The sequence below is a fragment of the Ruegeria sp. ABF4_144 genome, assembly GCF_056160045.1.
Genome location: NZ_JBSWWK010000001.1, coordinates 473,920 through 496,889 on the forward strand (window position 1 = coordinate 473,920; position 22,970 = coordinate 496,889).

The 22,970-nt window shown below is 58.6% G+C and carries 27 protein-coding genes; 14 read left to right on the top strand and 13 right to left on the bottom strand.

What is annotated here, in order from left to right:
- Positions 1–54: 54 nt before the first annotated feature.
- Positions 55–888, top strand: a complete 834-nt coding sequence (locus ACXAGD_RS02410; protein ID WP_475208274.1) for an AraC family transcriptional regulator — start codon at positions 55–57, stop codon at positions 886–888.
- A 1-nt stretch (position 889) separates the two neighbouring features.
- Here ACXAGD_RS02410 and ACXAGD_RS02415 read toward each other — a convergent pair whose 3' ends face one another.
- On the bottom strand, positions 890–1,486 hold the full coding sequence (locus ACXAGD_RS02415; RefSeq protein WP_475208275.1) for a LysE family translocator: 597 nt from the start codon (positions 1,484–1,486) through the stop codon (positions 890–892).
- Between the two features lie 73 nt (positions 1,487–1,559).
- Between ACXAGD_RS02415 and ACXAGD_RS02420 the strand changes: the two genes are divergently transcribed.
- Together ACXAGD_RS02420 and ACXAGD_RS02425 are read left to right on the top strand one after the other, a co-directional pair.
- The gene (locus ACXAGD_RS02420; RefSeq protein ID WP_475208276.1) at positions 1,560–2,012 is read left to right on the top strand and encodes an Lrp/AsnC family transcriptional regulator; all 453 of its coding nucleotides are present in this window, start codon (positions 1,560–1,562) and stop codon (positions 2,010–2,012) included.
- 117 nt (positions 2,013–2,129) lie between these two features.
- Complete coding sequence (locus tag ACXAGD_RS02425) at positions 2,130–2,708, top strand: PA14 domain-containing protein (RefSeq protein WP_475208277.1); 579 nt, start codon at positions 2,130–2,132, stop codon at positions 2,706–2,708.
- A 29-nt stretch (positions 2,709–2,737) separates the two neighbouring features.
- On the opposite strand, the gene ACXAGD_RS02430 is transcribed toward ACXAGD_RS02425, so the two are convergent.
- Positions 2,738–3,700 (bottom strand): L-malyl-CoA/beta-methylmalyl-CoA lyase, encoded by a 963-nt coding sequence (locus ACXAGD_RS02430; RefSeq protein WP_475208278.1) that lies wholly within the window; start codon positions 3,698–3,700, stop codon positions 2,738–2,740.
- Between the two features lie 294 nt (positions 3,701–3,994).
- Here ACXAGD_RS02430 and dgcN point away from each other — a divergent pair, with 294 nt between their 5' ends.
- The 3 genes from dgcN (at position 3,995) to ACXAGD_RS02445 (ending at position 6,903) form a co-directional block, all read left to right on the top strand.
- Positions 3,995–4,996, top strand: a complete 1,002-nt coding sequence (gene dgcN / locus ACXAGD_RS02435; protein WP_475208279.1) for an N-acetyltransferase DgcN — start codon at positions 3,995–3,997, stop codon at positions 4,994–4,996.
- Between the two features lie 69 nt (positions 4,997–5,065).
- Positions 5,066–6,031, top strand: coding sequence for an N-acetyl-D-Glu racemase DgcA (gene dgcA / locus ACXAGD_RS02440; RefSeq protein WP_475208280.1), 966 nt, complete (start codon positions 5,066–5,068; stop codon positions 6,029–6,031).
- Between the two features lie 11 nt (positions 6,032–6,042).
- On the top strand, positions 6,043–6,903 hold the full coding sequence (locus ACXAGD_RS02445) for a D-amino-acid transaminase (protein ID WP_475208281.1): 861 nt from the start codon (positions 6,043–6,045) through the stop codon (positions 6,901–6,903).
- A 44-nt stretch (positions 6,904–6,947) separates the two neighbouring features.
- On the opposite strand, the gene ACXAGD_RS02450 is transcribed toward ACXAGD_RS02445, so the two are convergent.
- The 3 genes from ACXAGD_RS02450 to ACXAGD_RS02460 all read right to left on the bottom strand — a co-directional run bounded on the left by ACXAGD_RS02450 (position 6,948) and on the right by ACXAGD_RS02460 (position 8,371).
- A complete protein-coding gene (locus ACXAGD_RS02450; protein WP_475208283.1) occupies positions 6,948–7,262 on the bottom strand; it encodes a DUF1244 domain-containing protein in 315 nt (104 codons plus the stop codon).
- A 71-nt stretch (positions 7,263–7,333) separates the two neighbouring features.
- Complete coding sequence (locus ACXAGD_RS02455; protein ID WP_475208284.1) at positions 7,334–7,573, bottom strand: DUF6868 family protein; 240 nt, start codon at positions 7,571–7,573, stop codon at positions 7,334–7,336.
- A gap of 60 nt (positions 7,574–7,633) precedes the next feature.
- A complete protein-coding gene (locus ACXAGD_RS02460; protein ID WP_475208285.1) occupies positions 7,634–8,371 on the bottom strand; it encodes an N-formylglutamate amidohydrolase in 738 nt (245 codons plus the stop codon).
- A gap of 133 nt (positions 8,372–8,504) precedes the next feature.
- Between ACXAGD_RS02460 and pyk the strand changes: the two genes are divergently transcribed.
- The 7 genes from pyk to ACXAGD_RS02495 all read left to right on the top strand — a co-directional run bounded on the left by pyk (position 8,505) and on the right by ACXAGD_RS02495 (position 14,109).
- On the top strand, positions 8,505–9,950 hold the full coding sequence (pyk, locus tag ACXAGD_RS02465; RefSeq protein WP_475208286.1) for a pyruvate kinase: 1,446 nt from the start codon (positions 8,505–8,507) through the stop codon (positions 9,948–9,950).
- Positions 9,951–10,196: 246 nt separating this feature from the next.
- On the top strand, positions 10,197–10,634 hold the full coding sequence (locus ACXAGD_RS02470) for a universal stress protein (RefSeq protein WP_475208287.1): 438 nt from the start codon (positions 10,197–10,199) through the stop codon (positions 10,632–10,634).
- Positions 10,635–10,648: 14 nt separating this feature from the next.
- A complete protein-coding gene (locus tag ACXAGD_RS02475; protein WP_475208288.1) occupies positions 10,649–12,199 on the top strand; it encodes an alanine/glycine:cation symporter family protein in 1,551 nt (516 codons plus the stop codon).
- Between the two features lie 182 nt (positions 12,200–12,381).
- Positions 12,382–12,582, top strand: coding sequence for a 50S ribosomal protein L35 (gene rpmI, locus ACXAGD_RS02480; protein WP_010443552.1), 201 nt, complete (start codon positions 12,382–12,384; stop codon positions 12,580–12,582).
- Positions 12,583–12,596: 14 nt separating this feature from the next.
- Entirely contained in the window at positions 12,597–12,962 is a 366-nt protein-coding gene (gene rplT / locus ACXAGD_RS02485; protein WP_008756009.1) for a 50S ribosomal protein L20, read from the top strand.
- Positions 12,963–13,208: 246 nt separating this feature from the next.
- Entirely contained in the window at positions 13,209–13,379 is a 171-nt protein-coding gene (locus ACXAGD_RS02490) for a hypothetical protein (RefSeq protein WP_475208289.1), read from the top strand.
- Positions 13,380–13,425: 46 nt separating this feature from the next.
- Positions 13,426–14,109: a phosphatase PAP2 family protein gene (locus tag ACXAGD_RS02495; RefSeq protein WP_475208290.1), complete on the top strand. Its 684-nt coding sequence runs from the start codon at positions 13,426–13,428 to the stop codon at positions 14,107–14,109.
- A 105-nt stretch (positions 14,110–14,214) separates the two neighbouring features.
- On the opposite strand, the gene ACXAGD_RS02500 is transcribed toward ACXAGD_RS02495, so the two are convergent.
- Together ACXAGD_RS02500 and ACXAGD_RS02505 are read right to left on the bottom strand one after the other, a co-directional pair.
- Positions 14,215–14,676: a hypothetical protein gene (locus ACXAGD_RS02500; RefSeq protein WP_475208291.1), complete on the bottom strand. Its 462-nt coding sequence runs from the start codon at positions 14,674–14,676 to the stop codon at positions 14,215–14,217.
- A 122-nt stretch (positions 14,677–14,798) separates the two neighbouring features.
- A complete protein-coding gene (locus ACXAGD_RS02505; protein ID WP_475212468.1) occupies positions 14,799–16,190 on the bottom strand; it encodes an aminotransferase family protein in 1,392 nt (463 codons plus the stop codon).
- A 223-nt stretch (positions 16,191–16,413) separates the two neighbouring features.
- Here ACXAGD_RS02505 and ACXAGD_RS02510 point away from each other — a divergent pair, with 223 nt between their 5' ends.
- Positions 16,414–18,042, top strand: a complete 1,629-nt coding sequence (locus ACXAGD_RS02510) for an acyl-CoA synthetase (RefSeq protein WP_475208292.1) — start codon at positions 16,414–16,416, stop codon at positions 18,040–18,042.
- On the opposite strand, the gene ACXAGD_RS02515 is transcribed toward ACXAGD_RS02510, so the two are convergent.
- The 6 genes from ACXAGD_RS02515 to ACXAGD_RS02540 form a co-directional block, all read right to left on the bottom strand.
- Complete coding sequence (locus ACXAGD_RS02515) at positions 18,039–18,380, bottom strand: DOPA 4,5-dioxygenase family protein (RefSeq protein WP_475208293.1); 342 nt, start codon at positions 18,378–18,380, stop codon at positions 18,039–18,041. The genes ACXAGD_RS02510 and ACXAGD_RS02515 overlap by 4 nt on opposite strands.
- 84 nt (positions 18,381–18,464) lie before the next feature.
- Positions 18,465–19,097: a maleylacetoacetate isomerase gene (gene maiA / locus ACXAGD_RS02520; RefSeq protein ID WP_475208294.1), complete on the bottom strand. Its 633-nt coding sequence runs from the start codon at positions 19,095–19,097 to the stop codon at positions 18,465–18,467.
- A gap of 4 nt (positions 19,098–19,101) precedes the next feature.
- On the bottom strand, positions 19,102–19,299 hold the full coding sequence (locus tag ACXAGD_RS02525; protein ID WP_475208295.1) for a DUF2783 domain-containing protein: 198 nt from the start codon (positions 19,297–19,299) through the stop codon (positions 19,102–19,104).
- A 5-nt stretch (positions 19,300–19,304) separates the two neighbouring features.
- The gene (locus tag ACXAGD_RS02530; RefSeq protein ID WP_475208296.1) at positions 19,305–20,915 is read right to left on the bottom strand and encodes an FAD-dependent oxidoreductase; all 1,611 of its coding nucleotides are present in this window, start codon (positions 20,913–20,915) and stop codon (positions 19,305–19,307) included.
- 153 nt (positions 20,916–21,068) lie between these two features.
- Positions 21,069–22,325 carry a fumarylacetoacetase gene (gene fahA, locus ACXAGD_RS02535; protein ID WP_475208297.1) on the bottom strand — a complete coding sequence of 419 codons (1,257 nt, stop codon included), beginning with the start codon at positions 22,323–22,325 and terminating at the stop codon, positions 21,069–21,071.
- Between the two features lie 17 nt (positions 22,326–22,342).
- The gene (locus ACXAGD_RS02540) at positions 22,343–22,966 is read right to left on the bottom strand and encodes a LysE family translocator (protein ID WP_475208298.1); all 624 of its coding nucleotides are present in this window, start codon (positions 22,964–22,966) and stop codon (positions 22,343–22,345) included.
- Positions 22,967–22,970: the final 4 nt, after the last annotated feature.

Here is a 22,970-nt window from a genome sequence, read left to right on the forward strand (position 1 = left end):
TTGTGGATGCAGGATATGCGACCACGGATGGGCAAGAAGAGGGAAGTGACACCAATGCCAACCAGCTATGAAAACCGCATACTGCGCGTGCTGGAGTATATCCACGACCACCCCGCGGGGGATCTGTCGCTGGACTCACTGGCTGATGTAGCGGCGATGTCCCGGTTTCACTGGCACAGGGTGTTTCGCGCCCTGACAGGTGAAACCTGCGCGCAGGCGGTGCGTCGTGTCCGTCTGCACCGTGCGGCCATTGCGTTGGTTCAGTCCGACAAGCCAGTGGCGCGGATCGCGTCGGACGTTGGCTATCCCAACTTGAACTCTTTTGCGCGGGCCTTTTCCGAGGCCTACGGCAGCAGCCCTGCCGCATTTCGCAAGGCCAGGCAGTCTTTGCCCGCCCATCCTCGTTTCAGAACCGGAGAATATCCAATGTATCCTGTGACCACCCGCACCGAACCCGCCCGTCGTGTTGTCGGCCTGCTGCACAAGGGCACCTATGCCAAGATCGGCAAAAGCTTTGAGGCCTTCGGAGCCTTGTGCAAATCCCGCCAGCTGTGGCCGCAGATCGGTCCTGTAATCGGCGTCTACCTTGACAGCCCCGAAGCTGTGCCCGAGGCCGACCTGCGCAGCTATGCCGGGGCTGAGTTCCGTGGCGCTGACACGCCCGATGGCATGGAGGCTGTGCAAATCCACGGCGGCAAGACGGCCGTTCTGACCTTCAAGGGCCCATATTCAGGGCTTTCTACGGCCTATCACAGCCTGTTCGGCAACTGGTTGCCGGAATCGGGCGAGGAACCTGCGGATCAGCCCTGCTACGAAATCTATCTGAACGATCCGCGTAATACCGCGCCCGAGGAGTTGCTGACGGAAATCTGCCTGCCTCTAAAGTAACTCAGTTCGGCCACAGGACCGGGTAAAGCGAGGCAACCAGCAGCGCCGCCATGGTCCAGTTGAACACCACCAATCGGCGCGGGTTCGTGAGGACTCGCGCCATTTGCTGTCCCAGAACGGTCCAGGTGCTGACTGACGGCAGGTTCACCGCGCCAAAGATCAGGGCCACGATCACGATGGCCTCAAGTGTATGGTCCGGCGTGTAGGCGGTGGTGGCCGTCAGGGCCATGGCCCAGGCCTTGGGATTGACCCATTGAAATGCGGCGGCCTGGAGGAAGGTCATGGGCTTGCCCTCGGCGGTTTCGCCCTTGGTTGGGGCCGAATGAGCGATCTTCCATGCCAGGTACAGCAGATATCCGACCGAGAGGAGTTTCAGCACCGAGTAGCTGACAGGATAGCGGTCAAACAACTGCACCAGCCCGGCGCCAACAAGAAGAACCATGATGGTGAACCCCAACCCGATCCCCAGCATATGAGGGATGGTGCGGCGAAACCCGAAATTGGCCCCCGATGCCATCAGCATCAGGTTGTTCGGCCCCGGTGTGATGGACGAAACAAAGGCAAAGGCGATCAGTGCCAGTAGTATCTCATAGGTCATGTCCGCTATAATTGCGGTAAAAGGGCCAAATGAAATTGCGTTTTTGTGCGTGATTGCAGTATTTTCACAATTAATGACTAAGATTGACCGAATAAACCAACATATATTGCGTGAATTGTCGCGCGATGGCCGCATCAGCAATCTGGAACTGGCAGATCGTGTCGGGCTGTCACCCTCGGCCTGTCTGCGCCGGGTTCAAGAGCTTGAGCGCACGGGCGTCATCTCGGGCTATCGCGCTGTTCTGAACCCGGCAGCGCAGGGCGTGGGGTTCGTTGCCTATATTGGCGTGGGGCTTGGCGAGCATACCAAGGCCGCACAGGAAGGGTTCGAACGCGCCCTTCAACGTGCGCCGGAGGTGGTGGAATGCCACAATATCACAGGCACGATCGAATATCTGCTGCGCGTGGAATGCGCGGACCTTGCCGCCTACAAAACCTTTCATACCGACGTCTTGGGAACTCTGCCGCATGTGACGTCAATCACTTCCTATGTGGTGATGGGATCGCCCAAGGACATGCGCGCCTGAGCGGGGAATGTGATCTTTAACTGACTTGCAGGGTGAAAATTCACGTCTTAGTGTCACCAAAAGGCCCGATCGAACAGGCAGAAGAACCTTAGACGGGCCAAGCTCAGGGAGATAACTATGACATTCGTTCGGACCGGAGCGCTTGCCGCAACCTTGGCGATGATCGCCGGGGCAACCATGGCCGCGCCGTTGAAACTGCAACCCGCAAACCCGCAACCCAACCCTAAGGCCGGGTTGAATGTGAAATACTATGGCACAGGCAATCAGCACAAGAAGATCCGAGATCTGAGTCAGGCTAAAAGTCTTTTGTCTCAAGCGCAGCCTGGAAAGCCGCTGCGGGGGTTGGACTATGCCGACACCAGCAAAGGTGAAGATGTCATGACCTTCGATGGCGCATACAATGTTGCTGCCGAAGTTACCGGGTACATGCGGTTCGACTCGCCGGGGATTTACGAGCTGGAAACATGGTCCAATGACGGGATCGAGGCTTCGGTTGGTGGTCAACAGATTGGCCGCGTGAATGGCATTCAAGGTTGTGAAGCCAATCAACGAACCGAAGTAGAGGTGCCTCAGGCGGGCTGGTATCCATTGAAGATTGTTTACTTCCAAAAACTGGGAAGCTCTTGCCTGATGATGAAGTCGGGCAAACAGGGTGAGCGCTTCACCTGGACGCCAAACGACGTCTTCGGTCGATAGGAAAAAGGCGCCCCGTAGGGCGCCTTTTTTTAACCGTTGGCAGCGATCAGCTCGGCCTGTGCCACGATCACTTCGGCCTGTTTGATCGAAGCAATATCGACAAGACGCCCTTTATATACGGTGGCACCTTCACCATTGGCCTTGGCCTGTTCCATCGCAGCGAGGATTTCGCGCGCCTCGGAAACAGCCTCGTCCGACGGGGTAAAGACCTGATTGGCCAGTGCGATCTGTTTCGGGTGGATCGCCCATTTACCGACCATACCCAGCGTGGCCGAGCGTTTGGCCTGCGCGATATAGCCCTCGTCGTCAGAGAAATCGCCGAAGGGACCGTCCACCGGTAGCACGCCATGGGTGCGGCAGGCGGCGACGATGGCGGCCTGCGCCCAGTGCCACGGATCGGACCAGTGCTTTTCGTCTTCGCGCAGCATGTAGTAGTTTTCCTGCGTGCCGCCGATGCCGGTGGTCTGCATTCCCATCGAGGCTGCAAAATCCGCCGCACCCAGGCTCATCGCCTGCATCCGGGGGGAAGAGGCTGCGATCTCTTCGACATGAGCGATGCCAGCCGCGGACTCGATGATGACCTCAAAGCTGACAGGCTTGGTCCGGCCCTTGGCGCGTTCAATGGCAGTGACCAGAGCGTCTACGGCATAGACATCCGCTGCACAGCCGACCTTGGGGATCATGATCTGGTCCAGACGGTCGCCGGCCTGTTCCATCACATCGACCACATCGCGATACCAATAAGGCGTGTCCAGCCCGTTGATCCGCACCGACATATACTTGTTGCCCCAGTCAACGGTGTTCAGCGCCTCGATCACATTGGCACGGGCAACGTCCTTGTCCGAGGGCGCAACCGAGTCCTCAAGGTCGAGGTTGATCACATCCGCAGCCGACGCGGCCATTTTCGGGAATAGCTTTGTGTTCGATCCCGGCCCGAACAACTGACAACGGTTGGGGCGCGCGGGTGCGGCGGGTTGAATGCGAAAGCTCATCTGGACCTCGTGAAAGAAAGGAAATTGCGATTTTCTTGTCGTATGAGGTATTAAATTGCGCGAGGCTTCGCAAGCATCTTTGTGCAGCTGCGGCAATGCAACCGCAGCATCTGCCGCGGGTTGGGGTCTGCGTGGTGGTTAAATATTAATCACTGTGAAAGCTTGGGAGAATCGTGCGCATTGTTTCGCATCTGCGCAAGAATTTCCCTGTTGGGCATTTGAACCCGAAGGAAAACGCGAAACACTCGTCAGGCACGTCCCTTAGCCTGCGCCGGAATCAAAGGAGCGACCGCAATGATCGAGACACCGTACCTGCTGTTTTTGGGCGATGCGCCCGACCAATTGGCGGCCAAAGTGGCAATTGGCATTAAAGACTGGCGTCCCGAAAACGCCGTGGGTCAATACCGGATGGACGGCTGCAAGGCCGACCTGGGCCTGGCCGACATGACCCTGACCGAAGCGAAAGAGGCCGGGGCAAAGACTCTGGTCATCGGCGTGGCCAACCGCGGTGGCGTGATCAGCCAGGAGTGGAAAAAGGTTCTGGTCATGGCTCTGGAGGAAGGATTCGATCTTGCTTCCGGCCTGCACAATCTTCTGCGCGATGAGCCCGATCTGGTCGCCGTTGCTGAGGCGACCGGCCAGAAACTGCACGACGTGCGTGTGCCTGAGGTCGACTATCCGATCGCCAATGGCATCAAGCGGAAAGGCAAGCGCTGTCTGGCCGTGGGTACCGATTGTTCGGTTGGTAAAATGTACACCGCTCTGGCGATGGACGCCGAGATGCGTGAGCGCGGCATGAAATCCACCTTCCGCGCCACAGGTCAGACCGGCATCCTGATCACCGGTGATGGTGTGCCTTTGGATGCCGTCATTGCTGACTTTATGGCCGGTTCGGTCGAATGGCTGACGCCCGACAATGACGACGACCACTGGGACCTGATCGAAGGGCAGGGTTCGCTGTTCCACGTGTCCTATTCGGGTGTCACCATGGCTCTGGTTCACGGTGGCCAGCCTGACGCGCTGATCCTGTGCCACGAACCGACCCGCGAGCATATGCGCGGCCTGCCGACCTATCAGTTGCCGACGCTCGAAACCCTGCGTGACACCGCGCTGGCGCTGGCCAAAGTGGGCAACCCGGATTGCCAGGTCGTTGGCGTTTCGGTCAACACGCAGCACATGTCCGAGGACGACGCATCCGCCTATCTGGCCAAGATCGAAGCCGACATGGGCCTGCCCGCGACCGACCCGTTCCGCTTTGGTTCGGGCAAGCTGGTGGACGCGCTGGCCGCGATGTGATCTGAACAACGCGCCGGGGGCAGGTTTGTCTGCCCCGGTGCATTATGGAAAAGACGAAGGAGCGGTTGCGTGCAGGTAGAGGTCTCTCGTGATGTGTTTCGGCTGGCGCAGGTGTTCACCATTTCGCGCGGGTCGCGGACCGAGGCAAAGGTGCTGACGGTTCGGATTTCGGATGGAACCCATCAGGGCTGGGGCGAATGCGTTCCCTATGCGCGCTATGACGAAACGCTCGAGTCGGTTGAGGCTGAAATCGCGGGCTTGCCTGCCGCGTTCACTCGCCAGTCTCTTATGGATCTGTTGCCTGCCGGTGCCGCTCGCAACGCAGTGGACTGCGCTCTGTGGGACTTGGAATGCAAGCATGCGGGCAAACGGGCTTGGGATCTGGCCGGACTGCCGGTTCCGGGGCCTGAGATCACTGCATACACCTTGTCTTTGGCAACGCCCGAAGCGATGCAGGCACAAGCCGCCGAAAACGCTCATCGCCCGTTGTTGAAGATCAAGCTGGGCACGCCTGACGACATGCCCCGGCTTGAGGCCGTGCGTGCTGGTGCGCCAAAGTCCAAGATTATTGTCGATGCCAATGAAGGCTGGTCTGCTGGGGTCTACGCCGACCTTGCGCCGCATCTGGTGCGATTGGGGGTTGAGTTGGTCGAACAGCCGTTGCCCGCCGGGGAAGACGATGCGCTGATCGGTATGGAGCGCCCGGTGCCTGTCTGCGCCGACGAATCCTGCCATGACCGCGCCAGCCTGCCGGGGTTGAAGGGCAAATATGATGTGGTGAACATCAAGCTTGATAAAACGGGTGGCCTGACCGAGGCCTTGGCCTTGCGTGAAGCTGCGCAGGCTGAAGGCTACAAAGTTATGGTCGGCTGTATGGTCGGCAGTTCGCTAGCCATGGCGCCCGCGACACTGTTGGCGCAGGGTGCAATGGTAACGGACCTTGACGGCCCGCTTCTGTTGGCCGAAGACCGCACCAACCCGCTGAAATTTGATGATGCCGGAGTGCACCCGCCCGTGGCGAAACTCTGGGGCTGAGGAGACAACACATGACCCGCACCGTTTACGTAAATGGCGAATACCTGCCCGAGACCGAGGCCAAGGTGTCCATCTTTGACCGTGGTTTCTTGTTCGCGGACGCCGTTTACGAAGTCACCAGCGTTCTGGACGGCAAGCTGATCGATTTCGATGGCCACGCGGTGCGCCTCAAGCGGTCGCTGGACGAATTGGAGATGGCCGAGCCCTGCACCAAAGAAGAGCTGCTGGAGATTCACCGCAAGCTGGTGGAGCTGAACGGCATCGAAGAGGGGCTGATCTATCTACAGGTCAGCCGTGGCTCGGACGGCGACCGGGATTTCGTGTTCCCGCGCGCTGATACCAAGCCCAGCCTCGTGCTGTTCACCCAGAACAAGCCGGGTCTGGCCGACAGTCCTGCGGCCAAGAAGGGTGCCAAGATCATCTCGATCGAAGATATCCGTTGGGGCCGTCGCGACATCAAGACCGTGCAACTGCTCTACCCGTCGATGGGTAAGATGATGGCCAAGAAAGCCGGCTGCGATGATGCGTGGATGGTCGAGGATGGCTATGTCACTGAGGGCACCAGCAACAACGCATATTTCGTCAAGAACGGCAAAATCGTGACGCGCCCGCTGTCCAACGACATTCTTCACGGCATCACCCGCAAGGCGGTGCTGCGCATGGCGGCTGAGGCGCAGATGGAAGTTGAAGAGCGTCTGTTCACCATCGATGAGGCGAAAGAGGCCGATGAGGCCTTTACCACTTCGGCCAGCGCCTTTGTCATGCCCGTGGTTGAGATTGACGGCGTCGCACTGGGAGACGGATCGCCGGGTCCGATCGCCAAACGCTTGCGCGAGATTTATCTGGACGAGAGCCGTAAGGCTGCGATCTAAACAAAAAGGCCCGCCAGATCGGCGGGCCATTTTCGTTTTGGGCGTCAGCCCTTCTTCGTTACGTTTTCTTCGAAGGCGACCTTGAACGCGGCCTGTTTCTCGGGGCTGGCGTCGGTCTGGTAGTTGGCCTTCCATTCATCCATGGTCATGCCATAGAAAATCTCACGGGCTTCATCCTTGCCCATCTCGATGCCTTTTTCGTTGGCCGCTTCCTGATACCAGCGCGACAGGCAGTTGCGACAGAACCCGGCCAGATTCATCATGTCGATGTTCTGCACGTCGGTCCGATCTTCCATCAGGTGCTTTTGCAACCGGCGGAACGCGGCGGCCTGAAGTTCGATTTCGGTTTGCTTGTCCATGGTCTGGCTCCGGATGAAAGTATCGTTGCCTTTGACCTAGCGGTCTGATGGCGATGTTTCAACTCAGTGCCTCAGGCCAGTTTCAATGCCAGCCAAGGGATTATGCAAAAGATCAGGGTCAGGATTTTGTAATTCGCCAGATACTGGAAATACGCCCGTTTCACATCCGCGCGCTCCATCTGAAACATCCGGCCATGAATACCTGCGATCCAATCCTGCAACAATACGATCATTAGGGTTGTGAACATCAAAATCGCGATGTTGAGCACCGCCATCCAGCCAAAGACAGAGGTCAGAAACTCCTGTGTCATGATCGCCTCCTTTCCCCTGCAAATATGGTGATCAGAAGCGGGCCTCACAATGAGGTGTGATCAAAGGCCGCTGTCTGTCAGAGCGTCCTGCAGGATCACAGCCATGCGCTCGGCCCAGGCGCGCTGCCCAGCGTGATCTGCGATCAGGTCGTTACGCAGCTCGATCAGAACATTGGGGCGGCCATGGGCGGTGCAGTGCCTGTCAATCGCATCGCCGGGCAGGACGCCGGTATAGGGTTGGTTGACACCGACGCACAGATCGCCCTCAGCCTCTAGCCGGTTGACCAGCGGGCGCGAGAACCTTTCATCCGGCGTGTGCAGCACACCGATATGCCACGGGCGCGGCGCGCGACCGCGCAATTGACGGGTGAAGGAATGCATCGAAACGATAACAGCGTGAGGCAGGCCTGCCATTCGCTCCAGCGCTTCGTGATAGGGGCGATAGCACATGTTCAGGCGGCGATCCCGCTCAACCACGTCGGCGTGGCGATTGCCGGGGATGATCGAACCGTCATACAGCTTCATCAGCAGGGTCGGATCATCCTCGCCCCGGTTCGGATCAATCACGAGGCGTGAGAAGTTGGCCGCAATTACTGGCGCGTTCAGGATCTCACCCAGATGCTTTGAGACCTCATAGGCACCAACGTCATAGGCGATGTGACGCTCCATATCCTCGCGCGGCAGGCCGAGGTCGCCACCGTTGATTTCGGGCGGCACCGTGTTGGTTGCGTGGTCGCATGTGATCAGCCAGCGCGACGGGCGATCAGCGCCGTGGATAAAAAACGGAGAATACGTCATAAGCCTGTCATCTAGTTTGTCGCAGGTGTAGGGCAGTTGCTTTGAAAAGGGAATTGCGCAATAAGCAGCGTGAGGCAATGTTTGCGGTAACATTTGTGCGAAACCAAGAGATGACGTTAGGAGAACACCACCAATGCGACGCCTGAGAAAAGTAAAAATCGTGGCGACGCTGGGTCCGGCGTCCAATGACTATGACATGATCCGTGCCCTGCACGAGGCTGGCGCAGATGTGTTCCGTCTGAACATGAGCCACGGCAGCCATGATGAGATCCGCGAACGGCACCGGATCATCCGGCAGGTGGAAAAGGACCTGGACAGCCCAATTGCCATTCTGGCTGATCTTCAGGGGCCAAAACTGCGTGTGGGCGTTTTCTCCAACGATGCCGAAGAACTGGAAGAGGGTGCAGCCTTCCGCCTGGACCTTGACCCGGCGCCGGGCGATGCGGCCCGTGTATGTCTGCCGCACCCCGAGATTTTCGCAGCACTTGAACCGGGCGCGCGCCTGCTGGTCAATGACGGCAAGATCCGTTTGATCGTTCAGGACTGCGGCCAGGATTTCGCCAATTGCACGGTTGAGGTCGGTGGCACGATTTCGAATCGCAAGGGCGTCAATGTGCCTGACGTGGTGTTGCCGCTGGCAGCGCTGTCGGCCAAGGATCGTGACGATCTGGAATTTGTCTGCCAGTTGGGCGTCGACTGGCTGGCGCTTAGCTTTGTGCAGCGTGCCAAGGATGTGTTCGAGGCCCGGGCGCTGGCGGATGGCCGTGCCTCTATCCTGTCAAAGATTGAAAAGCCCGCAGCGGTTGAGGCGTTTGATGACATCCTCGACGCCTCGGACGGGATCATGGTTGCGCGTGGTGATCTGGGAGTGGAATTGCCGGTGTCTGCCGTGCCTCCCATCCAGAAACGTCTGGTGCGGAAATGCCGGGGTGCGGCCAAGCCGGTGATCGTGGCGACCCAGATGCTGGAAAGCATGATTGAAAGCCCGATGCCTACCCGCGCCGAGGTCTCGGATGTGGCTACCGCCATCTACGAGGGTACCGATGCCATCATGCTGAGCGCGGAATCCGCCGCGGGTTCGTACCCGATCGAGGCGGTGCAGACTATGAACAAGGTCGCCATCGAGGTCGAGGCCGACCCCACCTACATGCAGATCATAACCGCTTCGCGCAGCGCCATGGGGACAACAATTGCCGACGGGATCGTGGCTGCGGCACGTGAGATTGCGGAAAAGACCGACATCAAGGCTATTTGCTGCTTTACCCAAAGCGGCACTACGGCGCTGTTGACCGCGCGGGAACGTCCCAGTGTGCCGATCATTGCCATGACGCCTGCGACCGGAACAGCCCGGCGCTTGTGCCTTAGCTGGGGGTGCCACTGCGTGATGACACCAGAACTTGAGCGGTTCAAAGGTGCCGTCGTCAACGCCGCTCGCGCCGCCCGCGCAGACGGGTTCGCGTCCGAGGCTGACCAGATCGTGGTGACTGCGGGTGTGCCCTTCAACGTGCCGGGTACCACCAATATTTTGCGTATCGCACCCTGTGATGAGCGCCTGATATACAACACCGATCCGGGCTGATCCTTGCGCCTCAGCAGCTTTCCCCTTGGTTGGGGTGAGGATTTTGCCTATTTTTTAATCGAAAAAAATACAATAAAATCAATACACAGCCGGACTCTGGGTTGAGTCCGGCAATTTCCCCTCTGTTTTTCGGTGTTTTTCCCGGATACTGGTCCGCAGGGGTAGTCTACTCAGAAAGTTCCAGGTTCCGGCTGCCCCGCCGGGGGCACGGGCCCCGGTACAATCAAAAAATAATGGAGGAACGTCATGACAACGAAAATTGTCATTGGACTGGACGGGACTGAAACCGGGGAACGAGCGATCGCCTTTGCCAAGGATTTGGCCGGGCGGATCGGATCGTGTGAATTGCTGATGGTCTATGTGATCGAATGGTCCCCTTTCACTTTCCAGACACCTGAAGAAAACGCCCTGCGGCACAAACGGCGCGAGGAAGAGGTCGAACTGGCCACGACCCGGATCGTCACACCTGCGGTAGATGCGTTGAAGGCCGAGGGCTTCACAGCACATGGCATTGTCCGCCATGGCGACGTGGCCGAAACGCTGAACGCGATCACCGTCGAAAACGGCGGCACCCAGATTATCGTCGGGCGCGCTTCGGCAGACGGATTCAAGAAACGCTTGTTTGGCAGTTCGACCCAGAATCTGGTCATGCACGCCGACGTGCCGGTCACCGTCGTGAACTGAGGGGAGTGATGAGTATGAATATGCTTCAAAAACTGAGCCTTGGTGCAATTGCAGCGTTGTTTGCCAGTCCGGCTTTGGCGCAAGATGCTCCGGGTCTGGACGACAAGATCAATCAGGCGTTTGCCGATTTCACCGGGCCATTCGTCAGCTTTATCTTCGCGCCATTCCCGGGAACTGGTTTTCCCTGGATTGTGGGATGGCTGGTCGTCGCAGCGACAGTGTTTTCGCTGTATTTCGCCTTTGTGCAGTTCCGCTTTTTCGGACACGCTGTCAGCTTGGTCAAAGGTGACTATTCCGATCCCAACGATGCGGGCGAGGTCAGCCACTTCCAAGCGCTGGCAACCGCGCTGTCGGGCACGGTCGGTCTGGGTAACATCGCCGGTGTGGCGGTGGCCGTCGGTATCGGCGGTCCGGGCGCGACGTTCTGGATGATCATGGCGGGCCTGCTGGGTATGGCGTCGAAATTCACCGAATGTACGCTGGGTGTGAAATACCGCAACGAATACGAAGACGGTACCGTTTCCGGTGGTCCGATGTATTACATGTCCAAAGGGTTCAGTGAACTGGGTCTGCCCGGTGGTAAGATCCTGGCGGTTCTGTTCTCGATCTTCTGTATCCTTGGCGCGCTGGGCGGTGGCAACATGTTCCAGGCCAACCAGGCGCATGCTCAGATCGCTGGCATTGTCGGAGACTATCCGGGCTGGATCACCGGTCTGATCTTTGCAGCTATCGTGTTTGCGGTGATCGTAGGCGGCCTGAAATCTATTGCGCGAGTGACCGAGAAGGTCGTTCCGTTCATGGGTGTCATGTACGTGCTGGCCGCGTTGGTCATCATCATCATGCATGCAGACCAGATCGGTTGGGCCTTTGGCCAGATCTTTGCGGGTGCCTTCACAGGTCTCGGCGTTGCTGGCGGTATGGTCGGTGCGCTGATCCAGGGCTTCCGCCGTGCGGCGTTCTCGAACGAAGCGGGCGTTGGTTCCGCGGCGATTGCACACTCGGCCGTGCGGACCAGTGAGCCGATCACCGAGGGCTTCGTGTCTCTGTTGGAGCCGTTCATCGATACGGTTGTGATCTGTACGATGACGGCATTGGTGATCATCATCACCCAGCAGCTGATCATCGACCCGCAAACCGGTCTCTATATGCTGAACGAAGACGGCGGCGGCATTGCAACTGTTGATGGCAACTCGGGCGTCAGCCTGACCTCGGCAGCCTTTGCCAGCGCCTTTGGCTGGTTCCCCTATGTGCTGGCCATCGCTGTGGTGCTGTTTGCTTTCTCGACCATGATCAGCTGGTCCTACTACGGCCTCAAGGCCTGGACCTATCTGTTCGGCGAGGGCCACACCAAAGAGCTGGTCTTCAAGATCATCTTCTGTGTCTTTGTGGTGATCGGTGCGGCGGCCAACCTTGGCCCGGTTATCGACTTCTCGGACGCAGCGATCTTTGCGATGGCGGTTGTGAACGTCTTTGCGCTCTACTTCCTGATGAAAGTGGTGCGGGAAGAGCTGGCCAGCTATTCAGCCCGTCTGAAAAGCGGCGAGATTCGCAAGTTCGAGCACTAAATCCTTTCACCGGGGCGTCCATTGTCGCCCCGGTGCCTGACCACCCTGCGAAAAGCGCAGATTCTGGTCAAAACCCCCTTGCCAGTATGACCGAACTTGCGTAAACGGCGCTTCTGATCGCGTGACCGGCCGAGATGGCATGCCGAGTCGCGTTTAGTACCGAACCCTGAAAGGAGACGGAAATGCCTAAGATGAAGACAAAATCGAGCGCCAAGAAGCGCTTTAAGGTGACTGCGACCGGTAAGGTCCTTGCTGGCCAGGCCGGCAAACGGCACGGCATGATCAAGCGGACCAAGAAATTCATCCGCGACGCCCGTGGCAACACCACCCTGTCCGCCCCCGACGCCAAGATCGTCAAGGGCTACATGCCCTACGACCGCTAAGAGGAGATTAAGAGATGTCCCGCGTTAAAGGTGGAACCGTAACTCACGCCCGTCACAAGAAGGTTATCAAGGCCGCCAAAGGTTACTATGGCCGCCGCAAGAGCACCTTCAAGGTTGCCCGTCAGGCCGTCGACAAGGCCAACCAGTACGCAACCCGCGACCGCAAGAACCGCAAGCGCAACTTCCGCGCGCTGTGGATCCAGCGTATCAACGCTGCAGTCCGTTCGCATGACGAAGCACTGACATATTCCCGCTTCATCAACGGCCTGAACCTAGCCGGTATCGAAGTGGACCGCAAAGTTCTGGCCGACCTGGCCGTGCACGAACCGGAAGCGTTCGGCGCGATCGTCGCCAAAGCTCAGGCCGCTCTGGCTGCCTGATCCTCTTTCGAGAGACAGTGAATGAAGGGCCGTCCCGTTTGGGGCGGCCTTTTTGGTTTCGTGTATCCAGCTCTCGGCTTGCGCAGTATCGATTGTGTGCTCCCTAGACCGGCCACTGCATGTTGGGAGCCCGGTTAGACGCCAGGTTGGGGGCGCTATCTGCATGTTAAGCAAACTTAATGGAAGCACAGTAAGAGCGACAAGATACCATCAACATATGAAGGTTACCTAACCGGAGTTGATGCGATGAACCTTACTGCTGCTGTGGGCCTTGTAGCCCTGAACTTAGCTTTTCTAAGTAACCCGGCATCTGCGGCCTGTTCATTCGGGACCGATGCAGTGACCGGTATGGAAACAATCATCTGCGAAACGGGCGGCGAGACCTCGATCTGGGGAACCCTGATCGCCGAAGCCTGACGCGTTTCCGAAAACACGCGCTGTTTAGCCTGAGGAGGACGTAGCAATGGTCAAAGGCACTGTTGCAGTATTTGCCTTCGTTGCCCTTTGTGGACCCGCCCTATCGGGCGAGTTTTACCCCGCGAACACCGTCGATACCGCGGCATTAATCGGGCCTCCGGCTGAGCCCGGCTCGACGGAGTTCGATCGGGAAATGTTCACTGTGCTGTGGTTGCAGGAAAGCCGGACGGCCGAACAAATCGACTTTGTCCAACGGTCTGTCGATTTGGAACGTTTTGCGCCCGTTGTCTTAAGCGGGCTGCTGGACATCGATATCCAGCTTTTGGGTGAGACGTTGGATCAAATCATCAATGAAGTACGCACCGACTATAACTTGGTCAAAGCAAACTATGACATCCCGCGCCCTTTCGTGATCAACAACGCTGTCGAGCCTGTCGCTACGACGTTCCCGGTCACGTCATATCCCAGTGGGCACACGATCCGCGCCATGGTATATACTTCGGTCCTTGCGGATATCTTTCCCGAGCATTCAGAGACGCTTGAGGAACTTGGGCGCGAAATCGGTTACGGGCGTGTCATCGGAGGCGTGCATTATCCAATGGACGTTGTTGCCGGACAAACCTTGGGTCAGGCCTATATGGACGTGATCAGAGATCAGCCAGCCTATCAACAGGCGTTGGACGCGATCCGGGGCGTGGATGAAGAGGTAATAATGCCGGCCACGCAATAGAACCTCGCCACTACAGCGCGGTGAAAGCTGGATGAAACAATAGTCTATCGAACGTCCCGCGCGCCAAGGTGATGAGCTGAAGCGAACGCGTCCCGCTTAAACGGTTTACTGCCCGCCGTTTTTCTTCACCAACTGCGCTGCGAAAGCGACACCCGTGCCCGGTCCTGCGTAGGTGACCATGATTACGTCATCCAGATAAACACCGTTGAAAATACCGGCCGAAACGTCCTCTCCCGAAATGCCGGCCTCGGCCAGAACAAAGCGGGTGGGGTCGTCCAGACTGAACGTGCCCATCGCCTCTTCGACGATCCAGTCTTTGTCTCCGATGCGGCGCCAGCGGTTGGTGGCGGTGATCAGGTTGCCGTCAAGCTTGGAGATCTCCAGCTCCATTTCGGTCTTCAACAGACCTTTTTCGTGGTTCGGGTTCGATTTGGCAAAAGCCACGAGATAGGTGCCGTGCCATGTACCGACGATCTGTGGGAAACCACTGCCGTCTTCAGCGCTGGCGGGGGCGGCGAGAGAGAGCGCAAGAACCGCGACCATGCTGCGAAGGATGTTGAATGCCATGGGTGTATCTCCTGAATAGAATGGCCATAGGCTACCCGAGTTCAGGAATTTGGCAAACCGCAGCGTAGAAACGAAAAAACCGGCGCGGTTGGCGCCGGTTCTCGTAGGTATTGTGCAGCGCTTTAGCCGAAAACTCGACCCAATGCGCCATCGACCGCATCAGTGATCTGGTCGATATCATCCGCTGTTGCGATCAGCGCGGGCGAGAAGCACAGCGTGTTGTTGCGACCGGGGATCGAGCGGTTGGTGACACCGATGATCACGCCCTGCGCCATACAATCGGCAACAACGGCCTGCGCCAGCTTTTCTTCGACCGGCTCTTTGCTGCCGCGATCTGCAACCAGTTCGGCCCCCAGGAAAAGGCCCTTGCCGCGCACGTCGCCGATGACCTTGTGCTTTTCCATCAGCGCCTGCAGGTTGGCCGTCATGCGATCACCCATAGCCGAGCAATTCCCCAGCAGGTTCTCATCCTCGATGATGCGCATGTTCTCGATCGCCGCGGCCGGACCGGCGGTGCAACCGCCGAAGGTCGAGATGTCGCGGAAATAGTTCAGCGGATCGGCTGCATCGTCCTTGAACATCTCAAAGACTTCTTCGGTGGTCACCATGCAGGCAATCGCAGCATAGCCCGAGGCGACGCCTTTCGCCATGGTCACGAAGTCCGGCTTGATGCCATATTGCTGATAGCCAAACCATGTGCCGGTCCGACCAACGCCGCAGACGACCTCATCGATGTGAAGCAGGATGTCGTATTTCTTGCAGATCTCCTGCACACGCTGCCAGTAGCCTTCGGGCGCTTCAATCACGCCGCCGCCTGCTGTCACCGGTTCAAGGCACAGCGCGCCAACGGTGTCGGGGCCTTCACGCAGGATGACCTCTTCGATCTGATCCGCAGCCCACTCGCCGAAGTTCTCGACCGGTGCGCCGTCCAGCTCGTGCTTGCGGTACTCCATGCAATGCGGCACGCGCACGAAATCGGGCGCGAAGGGGCCGTATTGCGCGGTGCGCTCATCCTGACCACCTGCCGACATGGTCGCAAGAGTCGAGCCGTGATAGTCGCGGTCGCGGTACAGAATTTTGGTTTTCTTGCCGCCATACTTCTTGTGGGCGATCTGGCGGATCATCTTGAACGCCTTCTCGTTCGCCTCACTCCCTGAGTTGGTGTAGTACACACGGCTCATGCCCGGCATCTTTTCGATCAGCTTTTCAGCAAAGATTGCACCGGGGATTGAACCAGCCGAGTTAGCGAAATAGCACAGCTTCATCAGCTGGTCGTACACGGCCTTACAGATCGATTCGCGGCCATAGCCTACGTTGACGGTCCACACACCGCCCGAAACTGCATCCAGATGCTCTTTGCCGTTCTGGTCCCAGACGCGCATTCCCTTGCCTTCGACAATGATGCGGGGATCATTGGTTTCAAAGGGTTTGTGCTGGATCAGGTGGTGCCAGATATGGGCGCGGTCGGCTTCGACCACACGGGAAAGATCGTTTTCGTTGAACGTGCCGTCCATGACATGTCCTTTCAGAAGTATTGGGTGTGCAAGTTGCGGGAACGATGCCGCCCCGGCTTGGAATTTTTGATGGCCCAGATCACCGCGAATGGCCATCTGTAGATAGGGCCAGATTGTATCATCCCGTATCGCCAGTCCATGCCTTCGGCGTATTTTTACGGGTTTGTCAGCCGCGATACTTTGTGATCAAGTCGCGCGAGAACTGAACTGGGAGGGTCAGCAGATGGCAACGGCCAATATCTACGAACGTCATTTGGACAAGAACCGCGCGAACTACACGCCCTTGTCCCCGCTGAGTTTCATTGAGCGTACCGCGAAGATTTACCCGGATTATGCGTCCGTGGTTTATGGTGAACGCCGTTATGGCTGGGCGGAGACCTATGCCCGCTGCCGCCGTCTGGCGGGGGCGCTGTCTGAGCGGGGGATTGGCAAGGGCGACACGGTCTCGATCATCGCTGCCAATATCCCCGAGATGTACGAGGCGCATTTTGGTGTACCCATGGCCGGCGCGGTGCTGAACACGATCAACACACGACTGGACGCGCCGATCATCGCCTTCATCCTGAACCACGCCGAGGCCAAGGTGCTGCTGGTCGATCCCGAGTTTTCGGGCGTGGTGAAAGAGGCTCTGAAACAGGTGGATCATGACGTTCTGGTCATCGACATCGAAGACCCCAGCTTTGACGGCGGTGAAAAGCTGGGCAGCCTGACCTATGACACGCTGCTGGCCGAGGGCGATCCGGAATTTGCCTGGTCCTTACCCGAGGACGAATGGGATGCGATCACGCTGAACTATACCTCTGGCACCACCGGCAACCCGAAAGGGGTTGTGTATCACCACCGGGGCGCGACTCTGAACGCACAGTCGGACCTGCTGGACTGGGATATGCCAAAACACTCAGTCTATCTGTGGACCCTGCCGATGTTCCATTGCAACGGCTGGTGTTTTCCTTGGGCAATGGCGGCCAATGCCGGGGTCTCGGTCTGTTTGCGGGCGGTGCGGGATGAGCCGATCTATGCCGCCTTCCGCGATGAAAAGGTCACTCATTTCTGCGGCGCGCCGATTGTTCTGAATATGCTGGCTAATGCGCCCGATCACCTCAAGGATTTCGATCATGAGATCAAGGTGATGACCGCAGGTGCCCCGCCACCAGCCGCCGTGATCGAAAAGATGGAAGGCATGGGGGTCGAAGTGACCCATGTCTACGGCCTGACGGAAACCTACGGACCCTCGGTTGTGTGTGCTTGGAAGGACGAGTGGAACAGCAAAGGGGCCGAGGAGCGCGCGGCGCTCAAGGTTCGGCAGGGGGTTCCCTACACGGCCCTGTCAGGACTAATGGTGGCTGATCCGGATACCCTTGAACCCGTTCCGGCAGATGGCGAGACGATGGGTGAGATATTCATGCAGGGCAACGTCGTCATGAAGGGCTACCTGAAAAACGCCGAGGCCTCAGACAAGGCCTTTCGCGGCGGATGGTTCGCCTCCGGCGATTTGGGCGTGATGCACCCGGATGGTTATATCGCGCTGAAGGACCGGTCCAAGGACATCATCATCTCGGGCGGTGAAAATATCTCATCGGTTGAGGTTGAGGATATCCTTTACAAGCATCCTGCTGTGATGGAAGCCGCCGTGGTCGCGCGCCCGGATGAGAAATGGGGCGAGACGCCCTGTGCCTTTGTTGAGCTTAAACCCGATGTGCAGGCGAGCGAGGCGGATATCATTGCCTTCTGCCGGGACAACATGGCCCATTTCAAGGCACCCAAGACGGTGGTGTTCGGGGCGTTGCCCAAAACTTCGACTGGCAAGATTCAGAAATTCAAGCTGCGGGATCAGGCGCGGGCGCTGACCTAAGCGCCCATTTTGTCAAAAATCGAAAGATCGAGGTCGAGCATCTCACCCATCCAAACCGCGCGGTCCCGGTGATCGGCCAGGTGGTCACCGGTCTCAGGGTGTGTGAAGATGGTCAAACCCTGCCGGTTCAGCATCAGCCAGGGAAACACCTGATTGAACGCGTCCGGGGCGAAAGCCAGCTGACAACTCCAACGCGGATGCGGGCCGACATTCTTTACATGCATCCGCCCCATCTGGACAGGAAACAGGCGCGCGGCCTCTTGGCAGAGCTTTTCTGCGATGTCCTGAGTTGTCGCGTCAAAATAGACATGGGCGTGGTAACCGGTGATCTCTGGCATTTTGGCCTCCTACGTTCCATAGAAGGATACACGAGGCTGGTTGGTCGGCCCACCTATGCCGGCACACAGGGCCTGTGCGCCAGATCAGGTCACGACGTCAGGGTGGGCGGCCCTAAAGGCGGGATGATCTGCGCAGGCGTCCTCGACCGCCAGACTGCGCGGCAGGTCGGACAGGTTTACGTCCCAGCGCCGCGCGTTGTACAATTGCGGGATCAGGCATAGATCGGCCAGACCGGGTTGAGACCCGGCACAATAGGGGGCTTGCTCAAACTCGGGCAACAGCGCCTCGAACGCCAGCAGGCCTGGGCGGATAAAGTGGCGCATCCAGTCGCCTAACAGCCCTTCGGCCCCACCACCCAATGCGGCGGCATGCTGGGCGACCGATAGGTTGCAAACCGGGTGTATATCCACGGCAATGGACTGCGCCAAAGCCGCCACTTTCGCCCGGTGCGCGGGCTCGGCTGGCAGCAAACCCAAGCCTCGGGTCTGATCCAAGTAGTCGATGATCGCCAGCGATTGCGTCAGCCGCAGCCCGTCTATCTCAAGCACAGGTACGAGCCCCTGCGGGTTGCGTGACAGATGGGTTTGCGTCTTTTGCACCCTCTCCCTGAGATCAACGGAAACAGAGCGATAGGCGACCCCGGCCAGATTCAGCGCGATGCGCACACGGTAGCTAGCTGAGGAATGGCTGAAGTCGTACAGGATCACCTCGCTCATGCTGTCAGCCGTTCGGCAACGCTGCGGCTTTCAAAGCCTGTGCCAGCACGCCCGCATCTCCGATATGGTTGGCCAGCACCAGAACAAGCCTGGCATTTAGAGCATCACTTGCGGACTTGTCCAACCCGTCGTGGGCGGCCAGCAGTCCGGCATAGAAATCATCACCATTGTCGAGGTTCGGACTGAGGATAAGATCGGCCATCTTGCTTACTCCTTACCGGTGGTCCGGCGGATTGCTTGCCGGAATGCGTTTTCTTCGAACGAGTCGCGTCGCGCAGCCACATGTTGATCCGGGCGGATCAGGTAAACCGCGCTGGTGGCATCCCCCAGATAACGACGCTTGAGCTCCAAAGTCAGATCATCCTTGACCGACAGCGCCAGCCGGGTGGCTTTGATGCCGTCTTCCTCGATGCGTTCGGGGGCGTCGGCGTCGATAGTTAACAGGGTGAATTTGCCCGCCAGTTTCGGCAACAGGAAGTCATCGCCCAAAGGTGCGTCCGGGCAGGCCGCGCCCGGGCGGGTGATGTCCGGCCCGTTCAGAGCGTCCGCCGAACTCAGTGAAGATCCGGTGTAAGTGCAGGGTGTACTCAACCGGCCGGAATTCACAAGCGGTCGGGCGAATTCGAAGTGTTCGCTCAGGTCCAGCACGGCATCTCTCAGCAGGCGCGACATGTCGGACTTAGGCGTGATGAAATCGGTCGAACGTGTGGACATGCGGATATTTTCATCGGCGGCCTGCACCCGCTCGCGGTTGTAGCTGTCCAGCAGGATCTCGGGCGCTTTGCCGTCGATGACCAGCTTCAGCTTCCAGCACAGGTTATCTGCGTCCTGCATTCCAGAGTTCGCACCACGCGCCCCAAACGGGCTGACCTGATGCGCGCTGTCCCCGGCGAATAGCACGCGGCCATAGCGGAACCTTTCCATCCGCCGACACTGGAAGGTGTAGATCGATACCCATTCCAGATCGAACTTTACCTCCTCACCCAGCATCGCCTTGAGCCGGGGAATGACGTTCTCGGGCTTTTGTTCATACTCTTTGTCGATGTCCCAGCCCAATTGCAGGTCGATGCGCCAGACATTGTCGGGTTGTTTGTGCAGCAGCGCCGATTGCCCGCGATTGAAGGGCGGATCGAACCAGAACCAGCGCTCGGTGGGGAAATCGGCCTCCATCACCACGTCAGCGATCAGGAAATTGTCTTCGAAAACACGCCCTTCGAAATCCAAACCCAGCATCCGGCGCGTCGGCGAATGCGCACCGTCACAGGCGATCAGCCAATCGGCCTCGATATTATAGGGGCCTTCAGGGGTTTCCACCTCAAGCGTGACATGAGTGTCATGGGTGCCGATGGCTTCGACCTTGTTTCGCCCACGGATTTCCAGCGGCGCGCCTTCGGCCTGCAACTCGCGCACACGGTCTACAAGGGCGTTTTCAAAATAGTATTGCTGCAGGTTGATGAAGGCCGGGTTTGCGTAGCCTGCATCGGGTTGCAGGTTGAATTCGTAAACCTGACGCTCATCAAAATAGACTTTGCCGGCGTTCCACAGCACACCTTTCTCGACCATTGCACGCCCTGCGCCCAAGCGGTCGGCGATTTCGAGTGTACGCTGAGAAAAGCAGATGGCACGGCTGCCGAAACTGACCTTGTCATTGTCGTCCAATACCACAACCTCGACGCCTTGCTGGGCCAGATCAATGGCGGTGGCCAGTCCGATCGGACCGGCACCGATGACGATCACTTTGTGCCGGGCAGGGGTGGGTGCGTCCTGATCCGGGCTGCGTTCATAGGCGTAAAGCGGGACTTCGAAAACTTTGTTCATGGGCTCTCCCCCGATGTCTGGCGCGGGTTACGCGCAAGATTTCGTTCTCCGGCCCTTTGGGGCCGAAGGCTTGAGCCATGGTTTCACCGAAATTTCCGCCTTAAAACGATCTGGATCAAATGCGACGGAATGTCCCCGACCGTTTTGTTGTCCTTACCGCGCGTAGGGGTCCGAGAGCGCTGGCAACACCGTGCCGGTGCAGTCGCCGAAACCGATTGTGTAGCCCTTGCCTTTGGCGGCACCAGTCAGGGTGAGTGTGTCGCCGTCTTCAATGAAACTGCGCGTCTCGCCTGTGTCCAGTGTCAGCGGCTCCTTTCCGCCCCAACTGAGCTCCAGCAGCGAGCCGCGTTCCGGTTTGGACGGGCCTGAGATCGTGCCGGACCCCAGCAGATCCCCGGTATTCATCGGGCAGCCCGAAGTCGAATGGTGAGCTAGTTGCTGCGCGGCGGAATAGTACATTTCCCGGTAATTGGTTTGTGCAATCGTGGTGGCTGGCTTGCCTTCGGGCGTCATCGTCACCGACAGGTCGATGTCATACAGCATCGGGCCGCAATCCTTCAGGTGGTCCAGCAACTCAACTTCGCGCTTGGGCGTGTCACAGCGGAACGGCTCAAGAGCGGCTTTGGTCACGATCCAAGGGCTGATGGACGTCGCAGTGGCCTTGGCCTGAAACGGGCCGAGCGGCTGGTATTCCCACGCCTGAATGTCGCGCGCGGACCAATCGTTTAGAAGGACGTAGCCGAAGATGTGGTCGTCGGCCTGCTGCACCGAAATCGGTCCATCCGAGGGGGTGCCAACGATGGCACCCATCTCAAGTTCAATATCAAAACGGCGGCTGGGCAGGAATGCGGGTTTATCCTGGTCTGGTGCTTTCAACTGACCCCAGGGGCGGCGGATATCCGTGCCCGATACCACAACCGAGGACGCCCGGCCATTATACCCAATCGGAATATGCAGCCAGTTCGGCGGCAGGGCGTTTTCCGGCCCGCGGAACATGGTGCCAACGTTTTGCGCATGGTGACGCCCGGCATAGAAGTCGGTGTATTCGCTGACGGCGAAGGGCATGTGCAGTGCTGCTGCGCCCTGCGGAACCAGTAGGTGTTCGACCTTGCCCTGCTCTTCAGACCCTTCTGCCAGAAGGGATGTTAGCCGCGCGCGCAAAGCGGCCCAGACGGCTGGGCCTTGCTCCATCAGCGGATTCCAGAAGGGCAGGTCGAACAGCGGCTCGTCGTCCAGATTGATCACCCCTTCGGCCTCGGCCGCGGTGACATCCAAAATCATGTCTCCGATTGCTACGCCGCAACGCGGGTCGGACCCGTCGACCGAAAAGACACCATAAGGCAGGTTGTTCAGCGGAAACGGGTGATTGGCGTCATTGGCCGAGGCCACCCAGGATTTCATCAATGGCATCTGTGATCCTTACAAGTTTATTGCGCGTCCCGCAGGGACTTCAGCCCCAGCAGAAGGGCGGCCAGTATCATGAAACCGCCGCCAGCCCGGTCCAGCCACAGCCGCGCCGAGCCCTTGAGGCGGGTGGCCAGCCAGCTGGCGCTGCCGCCATAGGCGGTCAGGAACAGCCCGTCTATGGTCAGATAGGTGACCGAGAGGATGGCGAATTGCGGCCAGAACGGCAGAGTGCCATCGATGAACAGCGGGAACAGGGCAGCAAAGAACACCACCGCCTTAGGATTGGCGGCTGAGGTGATGAAACCCTGCATCCAAAGCGACTTGCGGCTGGCGCGAGGGGCTGTTTGCGCCTCTTTCCGGTCGGCTTTGACGATCATTTTCACCCCAAGATACACCAGATAGATCACGCCCAGCCATTTGATCACGGCCAGCGCCGCGCCCGAAGCGGCGATGATTGCGGCCAGACCAAGCCCCGCTGCCAGCATTTGCAGCAGGTTTGCCGTTAGGTCCCCGGCTGCCGTGAACATCCCGCGCTTGAGCCCGTTGGTCGCCGAGTTGGACAGCATCAATAGCTGGCTCGGCCCAGGTGTGCTCATCAGCAACAGGATAGTCGCGATATAGGTGGTCCAGATATCAAAGCTCATGACG